This window comes from Pseudoalteromonas sp. DY56-GL79, assembly GCF_041414765.1.
In the GTDB taxonomy this organism is placed as follows: domain Bacteria; phylum Pseudomonadota; class Gammaproteobacteria; order Enterobacterales; family Alteromonadaceae; genus Pseudoalteromonas; species Pseudoalteromonas piscicida.
Map to the genome: position 1 here is coordinate 288776 of NZ_JANHZS010000001.1, position 20613 is coordinate 309388.

The 20613-nt window shown below is 43.4% G+C and carries 14 protein-coding genes; 3 read left to right on the forward strand and 11 right to left on the reverse strand.

Translation table 11 applies throughout. The features are described from left to right. Positions 1–64: 64 nt before the first annotated feature. The 7 genes from NO992_RS01175 to NO992_RS01205 all read right to left on the reverse strand — a co-directional run bounded on the left by NO992_RS01175 (position 65) and on the right by NO992_RS01205 (position 11559). Positions 65–1468: a coniferyl aldehyde dehydrogenase gene (locus tag NO992_RS01175; protein WP_371373660.1), complete on the reverse strand. Its 1404-nt coding sequence runs from the start codon at positions 1466–1468 to the stop codon at positions 65–67. A gap of 144 nt (positions 1469–1612) precedes the next feature. Further along, positions 1613–3061, reverse strand: coding sequence for an SLC13 family permease (locus tag NO992_RS01180; RefSeq protein WP_371373663.1), 1449 nt, complete (start codon positions 3059–3061; stop codon positions 1613–1615). A gap of 12 nt (positions 3062–3073) precedes the next feature. Beyond that, a complete protein-coding gene (locus NO992_RS01185; RefSeq protein WP_371373666.1) occupies positions 3074–4024 on the reverse strand; it encodes a porin in 951 nt (316 codons plus the stop codon). A 161-nt stretch (positions 4025–4185) separates the two neighbouring features. Beyond that, a complete protein-coding gene (locus NO992_RS01190; protein WP_371373670.1) occupies positions 4186–5544 on the reverse strand; it encodes a sigma-54-dependent transcriptional regulator in 1359 nt (452 codons plus the stop codon). Next, positions 5537–7258 carry an ATP-binding protein gene (locus tag NO992_RS01195; RefSeq protein WP_371373673.1) on the reverse strand — a complete coding sequence of 574 codons (1722 nt, stop codon included), beginning with the start codon at positions 7256–7258 and terminating at the stop codon, positions 5537–5539. Before NO992_RS01195 ends, NO992_RS01190 begins: the two co-directional genes overlap by 8 nt. Before the next feature lie 152 nt (positions 7259–7410). Next, a complete protein-coding gene (locus tag NO992_RS01200; RefSeq protein ID WP_371373676.1) occupies positions 7411–9240 on the reverse strand; it encodes a M28 family metallopeptidase in 1830 nt (609 codons plus the stop codon). A 135-nt stretch (positions 9241–9375) separates the two neighbouring features. Then, positions 9376–11559, reverse strand: a complete 2184-nt coding sequence (locus tag NO992_RS01205; protein WP_253103571.1) for a pre-peptidase C-terminal domain-containing protein — start codon at positions 11557–11559, stop codon at positions 9376–9378. Positions 11560–12095: 536 nt separating this feature from the next. On the opposite strand from NO992_RS01205, the gene NO992_RS01210 reads away from it, so the two are divergent. Further along, a complete protein-coding gene (locus tag NO992_RS01210; RefSeq protein WP_017216691.1) occupies positions 12096–12623 on the forward strand; it encodes a hypothetical protein in 528 nt (175 codons plus the stop codon). A gap of 282 nt (positions 12624–12905) precedes the next feature. Beyond that, a complete protein-coding gene (locus NO992_RS01215) occupies positions 12906–13340 on the forward strand; it encodes a hemerythrin domain-containing protein (RefSeq protein ID WP_010373198.1) in 435 nt (144 codons plus the stop codon). A gap of 62 nt (positions 13341–13402) precedes the next feature. Here the strand turns inward: NO992_RS01215 and NO992_RS01220 are convergent, their stop codons facing one another. The 4 genes from NO992_RS01220 to NO992_RS01235 form a co-directional block, all read right to left on the reverse strand. Continuing rightward, positions 13403–14140 (reverse strand): sulfite exporter TauE/SafE family protein, encoded by a 738-nt coding sequence (locus NO992_RS01220; RefSeq protein WP_371373680.1) that lies wholly within the window; start codon positions 14138–14140, stop codon positions 13403–13405. A gap of 31 nt (positions 14141–14171) precedes the next feature. Continuing rightward, positions 14172–14864 carry a pirin family protein gene (locus NO992_RS01225; protein WP_371373683.1) on the reverse strand — a complete coding sequence of 231 codons (693 nt, stop codon included), beginning with the start codon at positions 14862–14864 and terminating at the stop codon, positions 14172–14174. A gap of 83 nt (positions 14865–14947) precedes the next feature. After that, the gene (locus NO992_RS01230; RefSeq protein WP_371373686.1) at positions 14948–15847 is read right to left on the reverse strand and encodes a LysR family transcriptional regulator; all 900 of its coding nucleotides are present in this window, start codon (positions 15845–15847) and stop codon (positions 14948–14950) included. Positions 15848–15872: 25 nt separating this feature from the next. After that, positions 15873–17726: a monovalent cation:proton antiporter-2 (CPA2) family protein gene (locus NO992_RS01235; protein ID WP_371373689.1), complete on the reverse strand. Its 1854-nt coding sequence runs from the start codon at positions 17724–17726 to the stop codon at positions 15873–15875. A 463-nt stretch (positions 17727–18189) separates the two neighbouring features. Between NO992_RS01235 and NO992_RS01240 the strand changes: the two genes are divergently transcribed. Beyond that, positions 18190–20574, forward strand: a complete 2385-nt coding sequence (locus tag NO992_RS01240) for a carboxypeptidase regulatory-like domain-containing protein (protein WP_371373692.1) — start codon at positions 18190–18192, stop codon at positions 20572–20574. Positions 20575–20613 lie beyond the last annotated feature (39 nt).

Consider the following 20613-nt stretch of genomic DNA (forward strand, 5'->3'; position numbering starts at 1 on the left):
TAAGTCTTATCTTTAAGTATATTGGATCTCTATATGTAATGGCGCTTTGCTCAACACATTAACGCTACTTTTTCCTCAAAAAGAGCCACTCTAAAGGCCTTGTAAGCAGCTTCGATTGGCTAAGCAGCATCTTGTTACGCCATTTGGTATTATTGGATTGGAGAATCGGCTTTTTATGGCTAAAGGTATAAAAGCCTTCTTCGCCATGATATTGACCCATGCCAGAGTGACCTAGGCCACCAAAGGGTAAAGACTCAACAACCACGTGCACTATGGTTTCGTTGATCGCTAGAGTCCCCGTTGCGAGCTCCTTTGACACTTTATTCATGGCAACCTGAGACTGTGTAAATAAATAACTCGCAAGTGGTGTGGTGTCCTCCCTAATATAGCTAATCGCATCATTTACGTTGGCTATTTTTAGGATGGGCAAAATCGTTCCAAATAACTCCTCTTGCATCACCCTCATGCTTTTGTTGACCTGAGTGATGATATGCAGAGGTAGCTGACGATTGTCGCGTGCTGGCTCAGCTTGCCATACACTCGCACCTTTACTTTTGGCATCAATAATAATGTCGTTTAAGCGCTGAAACTGTCTGTCGTTAATAATTGAAGTTTGGTTTTTTACACCTACTTTTGTTTTATATGTTTTTTCGTAGTGCTGTTTCAGCTCAGCAATAAATGCGTCGTATTTTTCTTCGTGCACTAACACATAATCTGGTGCAACACAGATTTGACCTGAATTAGAGAGCTTCCCCATTAACACACTTATCGCAGCGGCGCTGATATCGGCGTCATCAAGCACAATAACCGGTGATTTTCCTCCTAACTCTAAGGTGACTGGCGTGAGATTTTTAGCCGCAGCCGCCATCACCTTTTTGCCAACTGCTGTTGAACCTGTAAATAGCAAGTGATCGAATGGCTGCTCAGTAAAAGTCGAGGCAATATCAGGTCCACCTTCAATGACGCACACTTCATTGTCCAACCCTTTAAAAATGGCTCTTATCACCGCATTCACCTTAGGAGTGAACTCGCTCAATTTGAGCATAACTTTGTTTCCAGCGGCAAGGGCAGTAATAACGGGAACAATCGCCAGCTGAATTGGATAATTCCACGGGGCTATCACGCCCACGACTCCTTTTGGCACAATCTCAATTTTTGCCTTAGATGGTAGCCACTGCGCACCGGGTGAACGATGCTGCACTTTGCTCCATTTGCGCAGGTGCTTCGCGATATAATCAATCGAATTGATGCAAGGCATGATGTCTGCAATCACGGTATCGAATCGACTCCGAGTACCAAAATCCCGATCTGCCGCCTCGACTAATTGATCTTGCCGCTGCAACATACGTGATTTTATTTCAGTTAATAGACGTAAACGCTTTTCAAGCGCGGGGTAAGGATCTTGGTTAAAGCGACTTTTTAACTGAGTAAATGTGGCTATTAAAGTGCTGGTATTATCTTCAATCATTATCAGGTCCTGCTAATGTCTAATTTGAATATAGCAAGGAAAAAACAACGGGTCTATCTTCAAAAAACTAGGTATTACTATGGAGGCAGGCTGCGTATGACCGAGTTGCCTTTCGATGGACACAGCCTGTGGAGAATGGCAACTTTAAAACCCTAGTATGCTCCTTGCCAAAGTCAAGGTAACAATTGTAATTAACCCTATCGCGACTATGTTCAAAACAAACCCTGCTCGGATCATGTCTTTAATTTTGATCTCACCCGAGCCAAATACGATGGCATTTGGCGGTGTTGCAACTGGCATCATAAAGGCGCAACTGGCCGCGATTGCAGCAGGAATAACCCAAGCTAAAGGAGAACCCGTGATTGATTCAGCGACAGGGCCAAGTAAAGGTAAAAAGCCTGCAGCCGTTGCGGTATTGCTGGTAATTTCCGTTAAGAACGTAATAAGTGCTGCAACAACTAGTACTCCAAGCACTAAGCCCATGGCATCCGCGCCCGCAAGTAAGTTAGCAATGTAATCGGCAAGTCCTGAAGATTTGATCTGTGCCGCTAGTGATAAACCACCGCCAAATAATAGCAAAATACCCCAAGGCACCTTAGCTGCGCTTTCCCAATCTAAAATACGTTCGTCACTTCCCGACTTGGCTGGAAGAACAAATAGTAACAGTGCAGCGGCAATTGCAATGCCAGTATCTGACAATTTAAGACCCGTAATATCACCAATTAGCGGTCTAAAGATCCAGCACACTGCCGCTAAAATAAATACCGCAAAAACCCCTTTCTCCGCACGAGACATTTCACCGAGTGCTTTTAATTGGGAAGTAAATAACGACTTAGTATCAACATTAATTTCTTCTTTATCGACCTTGTAAGTCACTTTGGTCAACCAGAACCAAGCAAATGCCAGCATCACCAAAGACAAAGGCACACCAATCATCATCCAAGTGGCAAAGCCAATCTCAATTTGATAACTGTCGGATAAGTAAGCAGCCATTAACGCATTTGGTGGCGTACCAATTAAAGTTGCAATGCCTCCAATACTGGCTCCATAAGCGATAGAAAGTAATAGCGCTTTAGCAAAGCTTTGGCTATCTCCACCCTGCTCTTTTACCAAGTGAATAACCGAAAGTGCAATCGGTAACATCATGACCGCCGTTGCCGTGTTTGACATCCACATAGATAAAAATGCTGTCACGCCCATCATCGCTAAGATCTGTATACTCGGTTTAGTGCCTGCGAACAACATGGTATTCAGCGCGATGCGTTTATGCAGCCCCCACCTTTCCATGGCGATTGAGAGCAAAAATCCACCCAGAAATAGATAAATCAAAGGATGCGCAAACGGTGCAGCAACCGCTTTAATAGATGCAATCCCGACTAGAGGCGAAATAACCAAGGGTAATAACGAAGCCGCCGGAATAGGCACAGCTTCGGTTATCCACCAAGAAGCTAGCCAAAACGCTAAGCCTGCGGTTCTCCATGCTTCAACCGACATGCCAGTTGGTGGTTCAACCAAACAGATCAGTAACATTACCAAGGGACCAAGCCACAGAAACAGCTGCGTTTTTATCGTTTTTTTATTCTCTTCTGTCATTATCTTGAACCTTTAAAACTTATATTTTAAGCCAACAGCGATGCTAGTATCGTCTTGTGTTTCAAGGTCGAGCTGCGTTGCCATCACATACAAGTTAGTTTGTTTATCAAAAATATAGTCTGTACCTAGCGTCCACTGAGTCGCATCTTCACTGTGGCGTAATCCGCTTGAGTCTTTGGCAAATTGTAGCTTCGGTCGCCAATTATCGTCGAGTTGGTAACTTGCGCTTAGCACATAGCCATTACCCGATTTGTCTTTCGCTAGATTTTCACTGTCTTGGATGATGGCACCAAGTTGTAACTTTTGCCACTTGTAAGCCAACGCGATACGCGTAGCAACCAAATTACCAATACTGTCGGTATGACTTAGGGCAACATAGTAATCTTTATTTTTTAATGCTCGGTCACCATAAATTGCGGTTGCTGCAAACCCGGCTTCATCGTTGCTAGCGTCGTCTTTAGGTGTGTAGGTCAGAGAAAAAGAAAAGTCATTCCATTTAGGTGAAGAATAGGTAATTGAATCACCAACTCTGTCTTGGCCTGCTAGCACTTGAGCAATATCACTTTGGGTTTCGTTAAATTGATCGATTTTACCTTCACTGAACTTAAAACGTGTGTCGTTTCTGCCCACTAAAACGGTACCAAATTTCCCTTCAAGGCCAACATAGGTGTTCCTTGCTGAAAATGGCTCGGTGGTATTGTCGTGTTCAAAACCTTTAACTTGTACTTCATATTTGTAGACGAGTTTTAGATCGCTTGATAATCCGTGGGCACCTTTTACACCAATTCTCGAAAATGGTGCGTCAATTTGTGTGCCCTCTTTGGTATAGCGCATTACACCTTTGTCTGTGTTGGCAATTTGAACTTCTGCTTTACCATAAATGCTGTAGTCTGCGGCTAACGCAGAGGCTGATAACGTTGCACTGGCAACTGTCAACGCCACTAAAGATTTACTTGCTGTCATAACTTGTCTCATTTTTTGATTATTGTCGCTTAAGACAACGCAATTCTGAGACCAGAGTTTATTTTTTAATATAAATCAAATGGATAAATCAAAATCAAAGGTTAATGGTGGCTAAAATGTGCGGATTTCCGCACACTTAAATCTATAATGTGTCACTAAACTCACCCATCATCATTGGTGAACATAGTGCGATTTAAACCATACTTACTCATCTTGTCGTACAAGGTTTTTCTCGGCACTTTTAGCAAATTCATCGCATCTTTTATGCTGCCTTGGCTTTGTGCCAGCGCTTCTTCAATTAACGATTGTTCGTAGTAGCTCACCTTCTCAGCCAAACTCAACGTTTCATCAGACAAATTGTTTTGGATGTTGTTACTCGCAGTCATCGCACCACCGAGCAAAATATGGCGCTCGGCGTGGTTTCTCAGTTCTCGCACGTTCCCAGGCCAATCTTGTGCCAACAGCTGCGCCTCTAATTCAGGGCTAATTGGCTGCATAGGTTTATGAAATCGAGTAGCAGCAATGGAGCTAAAGTGTTTATATAGCAGCGGAATATCAGCTTTTCTGGAACGAAGTGATGGGATCATCACTTTGACGAGGTTAAGTCGATAAAATAAATCCGAGCGGAATTTACCTTGCGCGACTAAGGTTTGTAAATCCACTTTGGTCGCTGCAACCACCCTAATGTCCAGTGCTATTGCAGTGTTGCTGCCAACAGGCGTCACACTTCTTTCTTCTAAAACGCGCAGCAGCTTCACTTGTAAAGCCGCAGACATGGCTTCGATTTCATCCAAAAAAACCGTGCCGCCTTGGGCAAAAGAAAATTTTCCCTCGCGAGACTCTTTAGCACCCGTAAATGCACCACTTTTGGCACCAAATAACTCACTTTCAATCAGCTCTTCAGGAATTGCACCGCAATTGATAGCGACGAAGTTATGGTTTGAGCGCTCGCTATGGTCGTGTAAGTATCGTGCCACCAATTCCTTTCCTGTACCGGTTTCACCTTCAATCAATACGTCAGCTGGGGTATCAATCACAGCATCAAGCAAATGCAGCATTTGCTGCATCTGTTTTGTCTCACCTAAGATCCGCACGCCCGGCGCAGACTTTTTCTTAACTTGCGCTTTTAGCTCTCGGTTTTCCATCACCAACCGGCGTTTATCAAGCGCCCTTTCTATACAGTCAAGTAGCGGCTCTGACACGGGCTTTTCAAAAAAGTCGTAAGCCCCTTTTTGGATGGCTTTTACCGCCACTTCAACATCCGCAAAGCCGGTTAGAAATACCACAGGTAACTCAGAATCAAACTGCATTACCTGCTCTAAAAATTGAATGCCATTGACCTCGGGCATATTGATATCACAAAGCACAACACCGCTAAACTGACGAGAAAGCTTTTTTAATGCAGGCGTCGCACTGGAAAAACACTGCACAGAGTACCCTTCTATTTCAAATAGTTGCTTTAGTGCATCTCGTATACTTTGTTCATCATCAATGATTAATAGTGTTTTCTCTTCAGTCATGTTGCGGATTCTTTGTGTGTAAACTAATTAAAAACTCGGCACCACCTTGCGGATGATTATGGGCACTGAGTTTGCCATGAAACGATTCAATGATCTGTTTTGAAATGGATAACCCTAAGCCTAAACCATTACCTGATTTAGTGGTGTAAAACGGTTCAAATATGTTGGATAAAGCGTGCTGTTTTATCCCTTCGCCCGAATCAATAATAGACAGCTGGATCTTGCCTTCATGCTCCACGGCGCGAATATAAATACATTTATTATCTTGCTCAACAATCGCTTGGCACGCATTGCTAATAATATTTACCAGAACTTGCTCAAACTTAAATGGGTCAACCCAGATATTGCACGCAAGCCCCTCACTTTGAATTGCTACACCGTAGCGTTTTAGTTCAGGCCCAACTATAACTAAGGCGTTATCTACTGAGTGTTTAAGGTTGGCCACCAGCATCTTATTATCATGATGCTGACTAAATGACTTTAGCTGCGCCACGATTTTATGCACCCGAGTGATTAAAGATTGGATCAGGACCATGTTTTCGGCTACTTTGCTCACTTCTCCCTTTTGAGCCAACCGTTTAGCACTGGCAACATACGCACTCATGGCACTAAGTGGTTGATTGATTTCATGGTTAATACTGGCGCTGAGCTGCCCTATGGTTGCCAACTTGGCAGCGCGAATAAGTGCATCTTGCGCCTGTTCGAGCGCTTGCTTGCGGCTCGCAACCTCAGCCTCGAGACTCCGCTGGCTGAAAAGCAGTTGTCTGTATCCAGTCAGTTTACTCAATGTGTACTCAACAACAACAAAGAGTAAAATCAATACCAGTGCGGTTACCCCAAGCCGCGGCCACTGTGCCGCTTTTATCGGCGCAACTTCATGCAGCAAATAAAGTGTGTATTGCTTGTTAAGCGGCCTCTTTTGCATCAGCGCATCGCTGCCATGTGATGAAGTTTTAACTCTGGTTGGTGAAAGCACGCGCCAATCAATCGGTAATAGGGGTTCGTTTTCAAACTGCCTTGAGGATTCAATTTCTTTTCGCTTGGCGGGTGACAATTGCCCTAACGAGGCTAACCGCCACTGCTCAACATCAGATGCCAGCACAATATGATTGTCGTCCACAATTAAGAAATGGCTATCAGTTCCCGTATCAAGCTGGGCTTTATCTGATTCAAATTTACTGGCGTTAACCTTCATCACCACCACGCCCACAAGCGAGCCGTCTTTGTAGACAGACTTAGCAAAATAGAAGCCACGGGTTTTGGAACGTAAACCGAGCGCAAAAGAGACATGTTCATTGCCCTTGATTGTTTCGTAAAAATAGGGGCGAAAGGCAAAATTGCTGCCTTTATAGCTATGCGGCAAATACCAGTTGCTACTTGCAATCACAGTTCCACTGAGGTCTAGCAGGTAAACGTCTGACGCACCACTGGATATTTGAATGTCCTGTAGATATCTGTCCAGTTCATTGGAGTTTATAGCGGTTGCTTGCTGTAAGCCTGATTGCACCAAATTGCTTAAGCTCAATTGCGTTTGGATAGCTTGATAACGAGTAAATTCAGTCTGGATATAACTATTGAGCTTCTCTAGGTTGGTTTTAGTCTGACCAAGGACATTTTCCTCATCCTGTGCCACATTGAACAAATAGCTTGCCCACAGCCCACAAAATAATAATAAAAGATAAATTAATATCTTAACTGAGAACTTATGTGACACACGCAACTCCTAATTGAACTCATTGAGTCTATCAGAAGCAGAATATCAATTAAATCAAATCTCTTTAAATCAATGTATCACTAAGCGCTAAGACCGGAGATAAGCAAGATTATATCCCCGGTCTTGATTTTAAACGCGTATTAGTTGGCGTATTAATTCGCGCTAATATTTAGCGTTACATTGCTCGCTGCTTGGTAGCCTTGCAGGCCGATATGCCAAGTGCCTGCCTGAGGGTTGGAGATTGTACATACCTCATTATTGCCATTTTTGTACGGACGACATTGGTAGGTGCTGGTATTTGGTTGCGTGCCAAAATTAACATAAAGATCCGCGTCTCCCGTGCCTCCCGACGTCGTAATTGTCAGGGTTTGGTATCCCGCGGTTAGTGCTTGACTAAAATACTGCCACTGTCCGCTGGCGACAGAAATATTATTGATAGTTTCGTCAATAGGCGTATTGCCACTTGAGGTATCGTATTGCCCTACCAAACTGACCCCCGAAATCGCGTTCCATGCTTCTACCATCACGTAATACGTGCCAGTTTGCACAGCGGAAATATTGCATTGCTCGTTACTAGACGAGTTAGTGCTTTTGCAGTCATGAGTGTTCAAAGTAGGTTTGGAGCCATAGCGAACGTAGAGATCGGCATCACCAGTACCACCTGACGTGGTAAAACTTAAATTAGTTGCACCTTGTGGTACTTCCATGGTGAAAAACTGTTGGCTTTTAGAAGCGCCAGAAATCCCCGTTTTAGCCACGCCATTTTCAAGCTCATTGTTTGGCGATGGCGGAGGTGTATCACCCGCATTTTTGCCAAGCTCAGCAACAAACGCCAGCGCGAGTTTTGCAAATTTTTGTGCATGTGTTGAATCAAATTCGGTATCGTTGGTGGTATGAATTTTTCTGTTGATCTCAGACATTCTTGATTCAAATGGCATGGAAGCTGGGAACCCTTGCTGATACCAAGATGCATGGTCAGAACAACCATAACCGCATTGGTCATAAGCATAGCTTAGGTTTGGCAAATAAGTTTCTATTAATTGGCCTAAGAACTGATTCTGTGCGCTGTTTGTATAGTCTGTCATCATCACAATATCCGCACTACTGCCATTGCGGCCAGTCATATCAAATTGTGTCATACCGACTACGTTTTTTCCCTGAGAGCTGTACGACTGCGCGATAGCTTTAGAACCTCGAAGCCCAACTTCTTCTGCCGCAAAGCCCATGATTTGGATTGTCCTCTGAGGCTGATAACCATCTTCAACAATAGCGCTTAGCGCTTCGGTAAGCACAGCTATCCCAGAGGCATTATCATCCGCACCCGGCGCAAGCCCACTCGAGTTAGATTGGTTAATTGAATCAAGATGCCCGCCGATAATAACGATTTCATCACTCAGTTCACTACCTGGAATGGTGACAATCACTGAAGATTGAGCCCAAGAATGGCTAAAATATTCAACACTAATATCTGAGCGACTTGCTGCAATATCACTCCATGTTTGCTTGACCCATGCAGCAGCATCAATGCCTGTTTGCGAGGTATAATAGCGGTTATAAAAACTGGTTAGCGAGTTGACGCTGCTGTCCAAGTTCACTGTACTGACTTTTGAGATTAAGCTGTTAACCCGAGTGGGGTTATCAATGCTGTAGTTAACCAGCGTCGCACTTGGGTTTACGCTTTCTAACTGTGCAAGATAGCTTTGTGCCTGCTCTAAGGAGTCATGGGCGACAAAACCACCACAGCGGTGATATTCGTCGTGCATAAATGCACTCAGGTGTGAGTGTAAGTTTGCAGGTACTTTTAACGCTTTGACTTCACTGTTTGGTAAAGAAAGCTGCTCGAAATGAGTACCGCGAATAGAATTATGGACTTGGAAATGCTGACTAGACTTCGCATCCATCGTCACCCAAACCTCTTCAGACGCTTCAGAAAAGCCACTCAAACAGGCAATGCTCAGTAGCATAGGTGTAGTTAATTTCATTGTTGTATCCTCAACTCATTTGAATAACAACATGATTTAAGCGCTGAGCAAAATAAAAGGATTATTCAAATGAGGTAAATTTATGATTTTATTTATTAATAAAGAAAGGGAGCTTTCGCTCCCTATAATTGTTACTTAGTTCGCTTTGATATTCAGTGTTACACCGCTTGCTGCGCTATAGCCACGTAAATCAATATACCAAGTACCCTGTTGTGGGTTTGCAATCGTACAGGTCTCGTTGTTACCGTTTTTATAAGGGCGACACTGATAGCTCGACGTTGTTGATTGAGAACCAAAGTTTACGTATAGATCCGCATCACCTGAACCACCTGAAATGCTCACTTCAAGGCTGCTGTAGCTAGCATTTAGATCTTGCGTGAAACGTGTCCAGCTGCCAGATGCAACACTGACATTTGACTCAGTGCGATCAATTGGTTGAGTTCCACCTGTTGAGCTGTATGTACCAGTCAAAGTTACGCCCGAAATCTGATTCCACGCTTCGACCATCACGTAGTACTTACCAGCTTGAATGTTACTAATATCGCAGCTTTCGTTGCTTGTAGACGTTGTGCTATTGCAGTCATAGGTGTTTAGTGTCGGACGAGAGCCATACTTAACATAAAGGTCCGCATCACCGCTACCACCAGAAGTTGTGAAGTTTAGGCTAGTCGCATCAGCTGGCACATCAAGGGTAAAAAACATTTGCTCTTTTGCCGCGCCACTGATCCCAGTGCGAGGCTGACCGTTCGTCAACTCTTCGTCGCCACCAGGAGGTGGTGGTGGGTTAGTATCACAGCTACTACCTGTGCTTAAGTTTGAGTTAACGCCAACCGCTGCTAAAGCAGCTTGTACGTCACCTGGTTCATAACCTAGGTCACATGCCGCATCCATTACGCCATTACCAGCTAAGTCCCAGTCAGTATTAGCGGTCCAATACATTTGGTTAGCTTTTGCCATTACGATAAAGGCTTTTTTCGTATCCCAACCTGCCGTAGTTGCTAGATTGTAGAAGGCTTTATTGAACACCCCTGAAGTGTGGTGAACGTCCATGCTAGACGTATAGTTAGACTGATGATCGATTGAGCGACCGTCTTGCGTTGGGTCATTCATATAACGCAATGCGCCACTGCCTTTGAAGATGTCTTGGCCAACTAACCAGTCATTGCTGCCTTTCATAAAGAATTCGGCGGCTTCACCTGCCATATCAGAAAACGCTTCGTTCAAGCCACCTGACTTATAACGGTATACCAGACCTGAGTTTTGCTCAGTGAAACCATGGCTCACTTCGTGAGCAGATACATCAAGACTTACCAACGGGTAGAATGTATTCGCACCATCGCCAAAAGTCATCGCGCTGCCATCCCAGAACGCATTTTCATAATTGCTGCTGTAGTGAACACGCATTTTAAGCTGGAACGACAATGGCGCAGTACCTAGCCAATCGTTGTACATGTTAAACACAACATTACCAAAATAATGTGCGTCGTTCAGCGGTGAGTATGCACCGTTAATTTCTTTAACTGTGTTTTCTGGGCACGTAAAGCTATGTGCAGTCGAACCGCTGCTACCGTGATTTAAGTTAATTGTCTTAACGTTCGCATTCGTCATGGTACAAGTATTACCCGACTGCGCTACGTCTAGATGACCGTAATCAGTACCATACTGGTAACGACCCGTTTTTTGGTTACCACCAGGGCCTGTCGCATTTGCATGCTGCAAGTTGTTGAAGCTTTCTAACACTTCGCCTGTGTTTGCATCAATGATCAAATATGGACGCTTAGGCTCATCACCATAAGTAACAAAAGTGACTTCGTACACTAAACGTGCCGTTGAATTGCCATCAAGCCAGATCGCAAGGCGAGATTTTTCGTTATGTTTTTTAAGCTTTTTGTCTGCACTAAGCGACTGTTTTTCAAACTGACTCAACGCCATTTTGGCATTTAGCTTGGGTTTTACCGAACCGATGTCAGCCGCGATGTTATAAACCGCCGCACCGTGAGCTTTTTTAAGCGCACCGGCATCGTCAAACGTCAAAATGACCGAATCACCAATCACTGGTAATCCTTGGTACATTTGTTGGAAACGCTTAGTTACTTCACCTTTTTTACTATTGAAGCTTTTAAGCTCCTTTAGTTGGCTAGCATTTTCTAAACCAATCAGCACTTCTGGCTGTGTACTCAACACAGTTTGAGAGGCTGATTTAAGCATAGTATTAATGTCAGCTTGCTGGTTTAAGTATTGTTTTGTAGCAGCTTGAGCACTGAGCGAAGTAAACGCAATCGCACACGCCGTAGCCATAGTTACTGTAGATAATTTCACGAATTACACTCCTAGTATTGTTGTTTTATTGTCCTTTTCATCATTGCTTCACAAGAAGTCTTGGATGAAATGTGACTGTTTTCTCCTTCAACTGCAGAAGACATGGCAAGCCATTAGCTTTTGCCACGCCTTATTAGACTAGGCAGCAAATCAAATAAATAAACCCCAAAGTTAACATTTTAATAATATTTAATTTACTTTAAATATTTATGCAATGCTTTCATGCATTTGTTTAAAAAATAGACCCAGGCTTAATATCTTGAATTAAGTAACAAAACACATCTTTGTAAATTTTTTGATACGATATGAGTAAATATGCCAATTTCTTCCCTAAAATAACTTTACAATCATTATGTTGTATCAAAACATGTAGTAACTACTCGGTAATTCTTTCTTGTTTGTGCTTCATTTGTTCAACCCAACAACATATAGAATTTAAAATTATTAATAAAATTCAATAAATTAGAAATCTTACTCTCTCGGTATAACACTTGCAGTTTGAATAATTACAAGCTGCAACGAAATTAGGAGGAGTAATGGATACTTTTGAAATATTATCCTACGCAGATCATAGAGTTGGGGCCGTTCTAACAGGGAAAGCAGCCGCAGAAGAATTGCAAAATGAATTGTTAAATAGCCACCTTGTTCAACATGAGCATCTACAACTGGTTAATCCGTATGACAAAGATGCCGACAAAAGACTTGAACCTAAAAGCGAAAGCCGTCTTGCCAGAAACATGCTTAATTGGCATTTATACCTTGGCAGCATGGGGGTGATATTAGGCTTTCTCATCGCAGGGCTATTGGTAAGTTATGGACCGGCTTTCACACAAGCTAATCCTTACTTAACGTTTATCGCTTTATTAAGCCCCGGCTTATTTTTAGGGCTATTTGCTTCAGGCCTTATTTCTTTGCGTCCGGACAAAGATGCGTTTAATCAGGCGGTGATGAATAAAATCGCAGAGGGCAAGTGGCTGCTTATCATTAAAACGAATAATGAGGCGCATCGCAGCAAACTCATGTCGTTTTTTAAAAACAGCACCAACGCAGACGTTTTAAACTAGGGCCTGTTGACCTTTGCTGTTTGATTTTTGTTCTCCTGAGTGTGTTTTGATCGCGACGCTCGACTTGCCGCCTAGTAATCTAGGCAAAAGTTGAGCAACAATGAACAAAGCGCACTCAGGGGAACCCAAAGGGCAGCGCTTGATTGGAATTTCTACTGTGTTATCGCCTAACTTACATAGAATAACTATGCTACGCAGGCTCTGCCTTGTATAAATACCAATCAAACTGCTGCAAAAACAAACTTGAAAGGTCAACAGGCCCTAGAATAAGAGGTAACCTACATGGAAATTTTTAATGCAATAAAGCAAGATCACGATCATCAACGCGCCCTATTGAATATGTTGGCAGACACGTCTGGTGATTCAAAGGTCCGCGAAAAATACTATAAAGAGTTGAAAGACGCGCTAGAAGCGCATGCCATCGCAGAAGAAAGGTACTTTTACGCCCCTCTCATGGACAGCGATATGACGATCGAAGACTCTCGCCACGGTATCGCGGAGCACCATGAAATTGATGAGTTAATTGAGGCACTGGATAATACGGAGTTTTCCGACCCTAGTTGGCTTACTAAATTGAAAAAGCTCAAAGACAAAGTTGAGCATCACTTGGCCGACGAAGAGCAAGCGTTTTTCCAGCGTGCGGGTAAGGTACTTGATAAAAGTGAAAAGTCGCAACTTGCAGATGAGTATCAAAAAGAGATGGAAGAGCAGTTATAGTTTTCTATGCTCACAACATGTTGTGGGCATTTATTTTGCTGAATGTTGGTAAGCCGATACCATCACAACAATTTACCAATTAATACCAGTCCAAGCATGAGCAGTAGTCCATTCATCACCAGCAAAAATTGCTTTTTAGGTAAGCGTTTCGCAAGGTGCACACCGAGCCTATTACCAAGCAACGCTAAAGGTGTAAAACAGATAGCAAGCAGCACATGTTGCCACTGTAACAACCCAGTTGCAGAGAAGGTCCCCAACTTAATCACATTCATCAGCGCAAATAGTACCGCAACCGTCGCGATATAAGCCGTTGGCTCTAATTTTCGAGCGTTAAAATACACCATGAGTGGTGGGCCGCCTGCATGAATTAAGGTCGTGGAGATACCAGCTGCGGTAGAGGTGCTCGCGGCCAGTAACCTTAAGTGCCCAACACTTTCAGGTGTATTTTTAATCAGTAAGCTTTTAAGCGCAAATACTATACTCATCGCTGCAATCACAACCGTCAGCCAAAACTCACTGACACCTTGAAGAAAAAGCGTTGCTAAGGCTATCCCGACTAGTGTACCTGGCAATAGCCGCTTTAATTCTGACACATTCCATAAGCGCCAATAGCTCTTCAGGCTAAAAACATCCGCGACGATAAGTAGCGGAAGCATCAACGCAATGGCATCCCTTGGGTTCAACACCATCATCAAAATTGGAACAGAAAACGCCCCTAACGCACCTGCGAAGCCAGACTTTGAAATACCACTTAGCAGAACGACAAGGGCAATTACTGCAAGTTGAATTGGTTCTGTCATTCTTCAATTCCTTTAATTTTAGGCGCTGAATTTAATAATTAAGTAATAAAAACCACAGCGCTTCAACATCTGTTACTGCGGTAACCTGCATGTTGTCACCAGCAATCAGACCGATGCCATCGCCTTGCTGAAACCCCTCACCATCAAGCGTCGCTTCGCCGCCAACAATGTGCAAATAGGCTTTTTGCGCGTGCGCATTCAGCTCAATCTGTTGACCTTGATGTAGCTGCAAGCGGTATATTTCAGCTTCAGCATTGATACTCAGAGTACCCTGTGCGCCTGTAGGCGTAACAATGGGCGTAAGTGCGCTACTTTGTTTAATTTGAATTTGTTCATAACTTGGCATTATGCCTTTAAGCTTTGGCTCTATCCAAATTTGTAAAAAGTGTGCAGGCGCTGTCTTTGAAGCATTATATTCTGAATGAAGAATGCCACTACCTGCGCTCATTCTCTGAACTTCACCTGCCGCCACAGTAAACTGATTACCCATACTATCTTGATGTGCTAATTCACCGCCAATGACATAGGAAATAATTTCCATATCTCGGTGACCATGAGTATCAAAGCCATGACCACCAAGCACCGTGTCATCATTGATCACCCTAAGATTACCAAATCCCATGTGGGCGGGATCATAATATCGACCAAATGAGAAACTATGTTGGCTTTGCAACCAACCAAAATCAGCTTTACCTCTATCTTGTGCTTTTCGAATATATCGCATGTTTCGCTCCAAACGCATGTTGATGACCTTAGTCTATTGCCTGTTTGAAACGAATAAAATTTGATAATTTAACATCAATCATTCTACTCAACAGAATCTTCCAGCTGCATGCACCGATATCTTAACTCACCAATAAATGCGCGCGCTGCGGGCCCAAGCCTGTCACCATCTTTAAAAATAAGATGAAGCTGTGCTTTACGCTGACTATGTTGCGATAGTGGTAGTGGTTTCAAGACGCCAGAATCTAGTTGCGTTTTGATAGCCGGAATAGGTAACCAAGCAAATCCTAAGCCTTGCGCTATCATATCTATCGAGGTTGTCATATGGCTCACCGTCCAACGTTGATGCGCCCCCAACCAACCTTCATCTTTTTTACGTGAGATTGCAGAGTCTCTCACTACGATTTGGCGATGGGATTTTAAGTCTTCGAATGTAAGCGCGCGACCAAATTGATGTAATGCGTGATTGGAATTTGCCACTGCAACAAACTCAATTTGGCACAATTCTTCACTGAACCCGTCTTGTAAAGTCACCGGCGAGATAGCGATGTCTACGTCAGTATTTTGCAAAAGTTCAGATGCGCCTGTTAATACTGACTCAACCAGCTCAACACGCAATAAAGGGTATTGCGCAGATGTATTTTCTAGCACCTTATAGAGTACCTGCTGTGGGAAAATTTCATCGACCGCTATGCGCAGTTGACTCTCAACTCCCTCGCCCAGCGTCTGCCCTACCGCTTCCACTTTCGCCGCTTCTTCCAAGAGATAATTGGCACGGCGCAGCATCATTTCACCCGCTTCGGTTAACAGGGTTCTTCGCCCTTCGACTCTAAAAAGCTTAACACCAAGGCCTTCCTCAATTTTATGGACCGCAGTGTGGATACTTGACTGGCTTTTATGTACTTCTTTAGCAGCTTGATTAAAACCACCATATTCAACAACGGCTCTAAACATTCGCCACTGCTCTAGTGTTACTCTCAACATACTGATTTAACCTTATATTTATACGTTATTGTTCAATGGCTGGTGGTTTATCTTCACAATTTTCACCATGGCAGGTATTAAGATCTTCTTGCGCTTTTTCGTCCGCCTGAAGTACCTGTTTGAGGTCAGCCATACGCTGACGGATCGCAACACCATAGCTTTCATCGTCTCCCCACACATCGGCGAGCATGTGCATAGATTCAACATCGTGTTTGGTAAAGAGGTAACCCGCTCGTGCGACATCTTCTTCACTATGGCCCAATAACTTAAGCGCCTGCTCACCTAGCTTCACAGCAGAGACAAAAGTTTCTCGCTCAAAGACAGTGACACCCAATTTTATTAGTTGGTAGGCATGACGACGGTCGGTCGCACGAACTACAAGTTTTAGATCCGGAAAGTGTTGTTGCGCTAACCTGACGATTTCGAGGGTTTTATCTGGTTCATCAATCGCTACGACCAGCATTTGCGCTTCGTGAGCCCCTGCGGCTTCGAGCAAATCTAATCGTGCACCATCGCCATAAAATACTTGATTGCCAAAGCGACGGAGTAATTCAATTTGACTTGGGCTGTGATCCAAAATCGATAAATGATAACCCTGCGCATGGAGCAAGCGCCCTATCACTTGGCCAAAACGCCCGTAGCCGACCACAATCACGTTTTGTGTCGCTTCCATCGTCTCTAAGCTATCTTGTTCTTGAGTAGTATTGGCTTGGCGTTCAACTATTTTGTCGTAAAGAATAAAAATAAGGGGCGATCCGAGCATAGATACCGCAACAACCAGTGTAACTAATGCGACTTGATCTGGAGTTAAGATTGCTAAACTACCAGTAACAGAAAGTAGTACAAACGCGAACTCTCCGCCTTGACACAGGGCTGCGGTAAATAACCATGTCGCTCGCTTATGCAGTGAAAACGCCGTTGCCAACATATATAAAATAACCGCCTTTAACCCCATTAATAGCACCACTGACGCTAAAATAAATAACCATTTTTGTGCCAATAAGGAAAAGTCGATTGATGCGCCTACTGTCATGAAAAAGAGGCCAAGTAGTAACCCTTTAAACGGTTCAATATCGGCTTCTAATTCGTGGCGAAATTCACTTTCCGCGAGAACAACACCCGCGAGAAATGTTCCAAGCGCTGGGGATAAACCAATGCTTTGCATCAATAACGCGGTGGCGATAACGATAAATAGCGCCACTACGGTAAATAGCTCGCGCATTCGAGTGCTGGCAATATATCTAAATAACGGCGCGGCGACATAATGCCCAGCGGCGATGATAGCCAAAATGACAAAAACAGAGATAATCACTTGGAGATAAGTCGGAAAAGCGTGTAACAAATTGCCGTGGCTATCACTCACAGCCAAATCACTAAATGCTAACAACGGCATAATCGCGAGAATGGGGATCACGGCTATATCTTGAAATAACAACACCGAAAACGCATTTTGACCGCCAGATTGTTTAATCAAGCCTTTTTCATTTAAGGTTTGCAGTGCAATGGCGGTAGAAGACAGTGCCAACATTAACGCGATGGCTAATGATTGCTGCCACAAAAAGCCAAGCGCTAAATCAATCGCGAAATAGAGTACAGCCGTTGTTATAACCACTTGTAAGCCACCGAGACCAACTATAGAGCGGCGCATCGTCCAGAGCCTTTTGGGTTGTAACTCAAGCCCGACTAAGAATAGCATCATCACCACGCCAAACTCAGCAAAGTGCATGACGTCAGTTTGCTCTCCCACAAGATGAAGAAGATGAGGACCAATTAGGATCCCTGCTAATAAATATCCAAGCACAGAGCCAAGCCCTAGCCGTTTAGCGATTGGAACCGCCAATATCGCAGCAGCCAAATAGATAGTCGCGAGCAGTAACATAATAAAGACACCTGTTGTTGTTATCGTCTTTATTATGTTCAGGGTAAGTGCATTTATCCAGTCTTCGTTCTAAAAAACAAAATATAAGTGACTAAAATCCAGCAATTAATTTTGTAAATCCGAATATATTGTAGGATGGCAGATCTGCATCAAAATACTTGGATCTGGCAGGCAGCTAAGAGCGAGGAACGGACATTGATGATCATAAAAATGTCCAAACCATGATAGCTTGAGAATGACACTTAATTGTTAACCAAACCGAAGTATTTAACTAATATCTCCTCCATCAATGTCCTACTATTTATCAGTCTAGTGCTTCCCATATTTTGGTGACATTTTAGTCACATTAGGTTTGCTAATATCCCATCATCTCATCAATTTAATTTGCTTAAATATTGGAGGAAGACGATATGAGCAAGCAAATGAATCAGGCATTGTGGCCAATAAGTAGAGGGAGGTTATTATGAGTTGGCAAGATAATAAGCTTTCGAGGTTGGCTTTGTGGGTAGTACTTTTTAGCGTGCCACTGTTTTCCTACGCAGCAGAGGCTCCCGGAGCACTAACTATTATTGTGACTTCACAAAAAACAGAACGACCACTTTCCAAGGTACAAGTTACGCTTAAAAAGCGAGAGACCGCCTCAATACAAACATTAACTACCGATAAACAAGGGCGCATTGTTGTTGATTTACTTAATCCAGGTTTGTATGCGTTAACATTAAACAAAGATGGCTTTGTTCCACTTTATGAGCCGAGTCTTCGTGTGGTTACTCGCAAGAATAAGAAAGTCGAGTTCGAGCTAAACGAACAAAATATTGAGGTGATTGAGGTTCGAGCACAACAAGCGGATAAAGCGGGCTCAGGTTCAAACGCTTATCTGGATAGAGAAGCATTACGAGGTGCTGTTGGTGGTGGTGCTGATCCTTTACTTTCATTAGATGGCTTGCCGGGGTTAGCATCTTCAAGTGAATTCGCAAGCTTCAGTGTTCGAGGGCGAGGACCTAGAGATAATTTAGTGTTTGTGGATGATCTCCCTTTCGATAAGGCTGTCCATTTTGATGCAACATTAGGAGAGGAGGAAGATGTCGGGGGTGGTGGTCGATTCTCGATATTTGCGCCGAATGTCATTAGTGGTGCTGAGTTTTCTCCCGGTGGTTGGGGACCAGCATATGGCGGACGTGCAGCTTCACTACTGAAACTCGAAGTTGCCGATGGCAACCCTAGTCCATCAGCAAGCTTTCGTTACGATCTCGCGGGCTATGAAGTGGGCTACGATGGTCCTATGGGAATTACAGAAGACGCAACCATGTTGTTTTCTGCTCGCCGATTAGATTTCGGCCAATTATTTGAAACAATAGATGAATTAGATATAGGCAATCCGGTTTTAAGAGATGTTATCTTAAAGTCGGTTGTACCAATAAATCAGAACCACAGCGTTGAGATTTTATTAATCGATACCCAAGAAGATTATTCCCGCGATATAACCCATGTTTTTGCATCCCCTAACTTTGAAGATGTTGCTCTGCAAGATGCTGAACAAGATAGTGATTTATATGGTTTAACCTTGCGTTCATTTGTTGGCGAAACATCTGTTTGGACTAATAAGCTGTACTACCGTAAAAGTGATAAAGTTAGCTCAGAAGGCGAAGCCTTTCCAGATCTTGTCCCAGAGGGAACACCTGCCTCGGGTCTTCCAATACGTGAAAATATTATTACCATTAGTGAAGGTGAAAAAGAGCTTGGCTGGAGAAGTGATTTTGAAACAGAAAATCAGTGGGGTATGTTCTCCACAGGTATTAGAGTTAGTCAAATTGAACTAGATTACAGCACGGTTTTAGATAGTGACTGGACTCGGTTTGTTTATGATGACGATGATTTTAGACCCGACCCAACACAGCGTTATATTGTATTAACACCAGAGAATATGAATTCATCAATACGTCAAAAGAAAACTAACTATGCTGGCTATGTTAATCAAGTAATTGAATTTGATAGCTTGAACTTTGCAACGGGGTTGCGCTTTGAGCAAGACGGTTTTGCTGACGAAAGCTTGGTTTCACCTCGATTTAGTATTGACTGGATGCCAAATGACTCCGTTAAATATTTTGCCACGGCAGGAATTTTTCATCAGTCACCACGCTATTTAGAGATTGCCGCTAATGAAACTAACGATTTAAAGAACGAAAAAATCACCCATAGCAGCATTGGCTTTCAGTATTTTTCGACAAGTAATTGGTCAGTATTAACAGAGGCTTATTACCAAAGCCTTGATGATCTTGTAGTTGACCTTGACAGAGCTAGTGGTACGTTTGCCAATGTTGGGGATGGAACGTCATACGGTGTAGACATTGTTGTTAATGCCACTATTTTTGAAGGACTTTACGCTAGTGCAACCTACTCTTACAATGATGCTGTTGTAGACCGTAAAGATGGCCGCGGCGAGCTTGCTGCTGACTTTAGCCGAGAGCATGTCGCTACACTAGGTTTGACATGGGAAATTAATGACCGTTGGAAAGTTGCTGGTCGTTACAAGTACCTTTCTGGTTTACCTGATGATGAGTTTATAATTCACGAAAATGTATTGAGTGATGGACAACCGTTACGCTATTCCAAAGAAATCATTGAACGTAATATTGGTCGTAAAAGTGGTGCTGGAATATTAAACGTCCGCGTTGATTATCGCAGGGCTTTCGGCCCTATAGACATGACAGCCTTTCTTGATGTCATTAATGTCACGGCGGCTTCTTCAAATGATGAAAGTGAGTTTGACTACCGTCGTGGTGTTGTTGTTAAAGATGATAGCGAAGCTGAGCCGCTAATTGGCTTGCGGTTAGATTACGCTTGGTAGGAGCGAAAATTAAAGGAGAGTTGAGCATGGCACAAGCGC